Origin of the sequence: uncultured Neisseria sp., assembly GCF_951230505.1 — a bacterium.
Lineage (GTDB): Bacteria > Pseudomonadota > Gammaproteobacteria > Burkholderiales > Neisseriaceae > Neisseria.
On record NZ_CATNVN010000144.1, the window covers coordinates 1 to 4,618 of the forward strand.

Consider the following 4,618-nt stretch of genomic DNA (forward strand, 5'->3'; position numbering starts at 1 on the left):
GCGGACAGCAACGCGTAGGGAACAAGGCTGCCGTTGAGTATGAGGGCGGGTACGCCGATTTCGGGCAGCAGGTAGCGGCCGAGCAGCAACATTCCGACAAACTGAAGCTGGTTAATCAGGAAATAGGGGATAAGTTTCGCCACAATCAGGCCGGATGCGGAAGCGCGGGCGAGGCGCAGGCGGGTAATGGTGTTGGTCTGGCGTTCCAGCGCCATGACGTTCGATAGCGGTATCATGATGAAAAACATACCGAAAATCAGCCATGCGGGTACGCTGTGCTGTACGGCGTTGGGTTTTTCCACTGTGCCGCTGCCTGCGCTCAGGTAATGCTCTTCCAGCATTTTTTTATCTAAAAAACTGCGCACGGCGGTGAATTGTTCGTCGTTTTTTCCATCCACTTTTTTCTGGATGTCTTTGCGGATGGAGCGGGGCAGTTTTTTATTGTCAATTTTGATGCCATCGTTGTTGTCGAAATAAGCGTCCAGCCGCGTTTCAGTGTAGTGCTGCTGCAAAACACCTTTGACAGCCGCCAGCCATGAAGGCTCGGTATCGGGCGGTACATAGATTTGCAGGGCTTTGTCGTCGGCGATTTTTCCGGAAGCGGAGTTCGGGTTGTGCAGCACCAGTTGGAAACGCTTGTCGTGCAGGCCGTTTTGCGCGTCGGTCAGTTTTTCAGACGGCATCAGTGTGACATGGATTTGCTCTTTTTCCAGCGCGGTGGCCAGCGCGGTATTGATACTATCGTTTGCTATGCCAACCAGCGCAATACGGCTGTCGGTGTGTGGGTCTTGGTCGCGGCTCAGCGCCAACGACATAATCAGCATGAAGGCGATGGGCATCACAAACAACACGGCCAAACCGTGCAGGTCTCGGCAGAGCAGTTTGAGTTCTTTGAGGGGGGAGGAAATCGTCATTGTGGATTTTGCTTATCTGTTGCCGGTTCGTCTTTGCGCAGGAAATCAAGGTAAAACGTTTCTAGCGAACCGTGTCCCTGCTGGAAGTAGCGGATTTGTGCGCCGCTTTGTTGCAGGGCGGCGTAAACGGCGGCGGCATCGTGTGTGGTTTCCATCATACCGCGGCTGTCCACTTGTTTGGCACCTAAGGCGGCCAGCGTTTGAGGCGGCAGCGGCGGTTCGATGGTAAAACGCACGACACCGGTTTGCGTGCTTAGAAGCTCGTCCAAACCGCCGTGGTACACCAGCTTGCCGTGTTGCAGCAGCGCGATTTTGTCGCAAAGCTGCTCGATTTCCGACAGATAGTGCGAGGTGTAAACCACCGTTACCCCCTGACGCGTCAAATCCGCCACGCTATCGAGGATAAAGCGGCGCGACTGCGGGTCGATGCCGACCGTGATTTCGTCGAGGAACACCAGTTGCGGCGTGTTAATCAGTCCGATGGCAAAATTCAGACGACGTTTAAGCCCACCCGAAAGATGCTTTGCCGCCTTGTTTTTGTGGGCGGTCAGGTCGGTCTGTTCTAGAAGCGCATTCAGACGGCCTTTGTCGCGCACTTTGTAAAGCGAGGCGAAAAACAGCAGGTTGTCCCACACTGAAAGCTGCGGATAAAACGCGAAATCCTGCGGCACCAAACCGATTTTCTGCCGCTCGCTGCGGCTTAACAGGCGCAACGGCTTGCCGTCAAACAAAATTTCGCCCCGCCGCACTTCCTGCAAGCCGGCCAAAAGCGACATCAGCGTTGTTTTCCCCGCACCGTTGTGACCGAGCAGCCCCAAACATTCGCCGTCGGCAATGTCGAACGACACATTATCCAGCGCAGCGGTTTCGGCTTTGGGATAACGGTGTGAGAGGGATTGGATTTGAATCATGGTTTCAGACGGCCTTTCGAGCGATATTTAAATCGCAGCACCCCATAAATAACGGCGCTGGAATTTGCCGTCCTTAAATATAAAGCAGACGCCGAAAGGATTGCCGTCCGAACCTTGTCTGCCGAACAGATAAAGCGTCTTATCATTGCCGCGGTAATAAGCTTCCCAGCCTTGATATACATTGCTGCCGCGTGCAGTAGCAGCAAAATCAGGCGAGAACAGTCCTTGCAGTTCGGCAGCGGGGACCGCTTGACCGTTTAGCGTGATGCTTTCAAGCGCGAATACACTTTTGGGAATGATAGAGTCCACGCCATAGAACGGTTTGCCTTGATAGAGTCGCGCGGTGTATTTGTCTTTGCTGATGCCCGAGAAGTTGCTGCGTTTTGGATGGATGCGGCGGGCAGCGATATGTACCTTTTGACCGTTGCCGGACAAAGTCAGTGTATCGTCATGACCAGATTGTTCGCGCAGGCGGACGAAGTTTTTGTCGGAAGCGGGAAATATCAGACGGCTGTAATGGATAAAGCCGGAATCATCGGCGTTTGCCTGTTGTAGTTGAACAAAACAGAAGTCCGACCTGTTTTCACTGAGTTCTTCTATACATTCCAACGGCGTACCGTTGGGAATTTTTGCCAAGACTTTGGCATTCAAATCGGGTCTTTTGCGCAAGTTGGTGTGTCCGTCGGCATCATGAATCAAAGCAAAGCCGTCCGGCGGCGCGGCGTGGGTTAAGACGGAACACAAGAATAAGACAGTAGCTAGGTAACGCATTTTTAATTTCTTTTAGTTTTCAGACGGCCTGAATATCAAAATAATCCACGGTAGATTAATCGGGATCGAATAAATCCTGATTATTTCAATAATCCGAGCCACAATGCTTCTTCATTATCTGCAATTTTGCGCAGAAATTCAGCAATGTTGCGGCAGCCGTTTTCAGACGGTTTTTTGCACTGCTTCACGCACATGGCTGCGAATTGACGCCATTGGTCTCCGATGGCGGTCATTTGTTCTGAGGCCGTCTGAAATGTAGGTTCGTTGCAGATATGGGCGGCTTGTTCGAGGAAGTAGGCGTAGATATAGCGGAAACCTGCTCCGCCGGTACCGATTTCTTCCTGCATCCGCACCAAATGGCCGAGAAACAGTTTTTGGTATTTGTCGTTTTGTTTGGCAGGCAGGGATTCGATTTTTTTGGCCAGCGTGCGGATGCCTTTTACACCGATGAAAAAGACCGGCGCGAGCATATGTTTGGCGTTTTTGCGTATGGCTTTGCGGATAATAGCGGGCAAGTCTGCCATGATTTTTTCAGACGGCCTGTTGTCTTCTAATGTGTACATCATGCCTTTTGCCGCCAATACGCCTTTGGCAAAGCGCGCCCGTTGCAAATCTTCGGCGGCGCAGCGTTGTACGGTTTCAAATACGGGGTCGCTGATCAGGTAGTCGTTGCCGTCTTTGCCGTACACCAAGAGATTGTGTGCGTTGAAATGGAAACGCATTTGCGGCGGGAAGTAGGGCAGCCAAAAGACGGAGGTTTGCAAACCGGCCAGTTTGCCTGAGGATAGCGCGGCATCCAATGCGGCTTGTCCTCTTTGTGCGTCGGAAAATTTGCGGACAGACAATTTCAGCCCCAATGCCTTGCAGGTGTTTTTGATGATGCTGCGCGGCGCGGTACGGTAAGAAACCAGCGGCATGCCGTTTAATTTGATCAGCGGCATCCAGACAAATGTCAGCGCGTGGGCAATGCCGAAAATCATGGCTTCGTCTAAATTGTGGCCATGGTATTTGAGCAGGGTGGACATCACACCGCTTTCGCAATGGGCGGTATGCTGGTGTGGAAATTCTTGTGTGGTCATAAAGTTATTGGTTTTCGTGCAATGTTTTCAGATGGCCTGATGCGGTCGGAATGGTTTGTTGTTTTGGAAATCAGCGGGCTTCTTTGGCCGCTTCCTGCTCGGCTTTGTAGCGGCGCAGAAATTCGATGGCGGCGGCTTTTTCAGCCTCGTTGCCGTATTTGGCATCACGTTGGGCGCGGCGCAGTTCAGCGCGTTCTTTGGCTTCTTCGATTTGGCGCGCTTTGAAGTCTTCTCGGTTGTCGGAGGAGACGAGTTTGTCCTGCTGCGATTGCGCTTTGGCCATGGCTTTGGCAATCAAATCCATGGGGTTGAATGCGGCGCTTGGCGCGGCTGTTTGGGTTTGTGCCTGTGCGGCCTGTTTGACTTTGACGGCGGCTTCGCGTTGCGCCAGCAGGGCTTTGCGTTCGGCATCGTCGCGCTGTTTGCGTGCGGTATGGCGTTCAAAACGGCTTTGAGCATGTTCGGCGGCAGCAAAGCGCGGTTCGGTAGAGGTGCTGAAACGGCGTGCGGACGGCAGGAAGGGCTGCGATACGGGAACCATGTCGATGCAGTCGACGGGACAGGGGGTAACGCACAAGCCGCAGCCGGTGCATTCGTCGCTGATGACGGTGTGCATCAGTTTGGATGCGCCCATAATGGCATCGACAGGGCAGGCGCGGATGCAGGCGGTACAGCCGATGCAGACGGCTTCGTCAATCAGGGCTACGGCTTTGATTTGTGTTTTTGCCGGAGCGAGGTAGGGCTTGCCCAATAGGTCGGCAATGTCTTTCATGACGGTCTCCCCACCCGGCGCGCACAGGTTTACCGGCGCTTCTCCTGCCGACAGGGCGCGCGCATAGGGTAAGCAGCCTTCATAGCCGCACTCACGGCATTGGGTTTGCGGCAACAGGCGGCTGATGCTTTGGATGGGAATGGTCATCATGGATAGTCAAAATCGAAAAGG

5 protein-coding genes are annotated in these 4,618 nt (G+C 53.4%); all 5 read right to left on the minus strand.

The genetic code is table 11. The features are described from left to right. On the minus strand, positions 1 to 914 hold a 914-nt coding region (locus Q1M25_RS08255), incomplete at its 3' end, for an ABC transporter permease (RefSeq protein ID WP_300483790.1). Beyond that, on the minus strand, positions 911 to 1,825 hold the full coding sequence (locus Q1M25_RS08260) for an ABC transporter ATP-binding protein (protein ID WP_300483792.1): 915 nt from the start codon (positions 1,823 to 1,825) through the stop codon (positions 911 to 913). The genes Q1M25_RS08255 and Q1M25_RS08260, both read right to left, overlap by 4 nt. Positions 1,826 to 1,852: 27 nt before the next feature. After that, positions 1,853 to 2,596, minus strand: coding sequence for an SH3 domain-containing protein (locus Q1M25_RS08265; protein WP_300483793.1), 744 nt, complete (start codon positions 2,594 to 2,596; stop codon positions 1,853 to 1,855). An 80-nt stretch (positions 2,597 to 2,676) separates the two neighbouring features. Next, positions 2,677 to 3,675 (minus strand): BtrH N-terminal domain-containing protein, encoded by a 999-nt coding sequence (locus Q1M25_RS08270; protein ID WP_300483794.1) that lies wholly within the window; start codon positions 3,673 to 3,675, stop codon positions 2,677 to 2,679. Between the two features lie 70 nt (positions 3,676 to 3,745). Then, positions 3,746 to 4,594: an RnfABCDGE type electron transport complex subunit B gene (locus Q1M25_RS08275; RefSeq protein WP_300483795.1), complete on the minus strand. Its 849-nt coding sequence runs from the start codon at positions 4,592 to 4,594 to the stop codon at positions 3,746 to 3,748. Between the last annotated feature and the right edge of the window lie 24 nt (positions 4,595 to 4,618).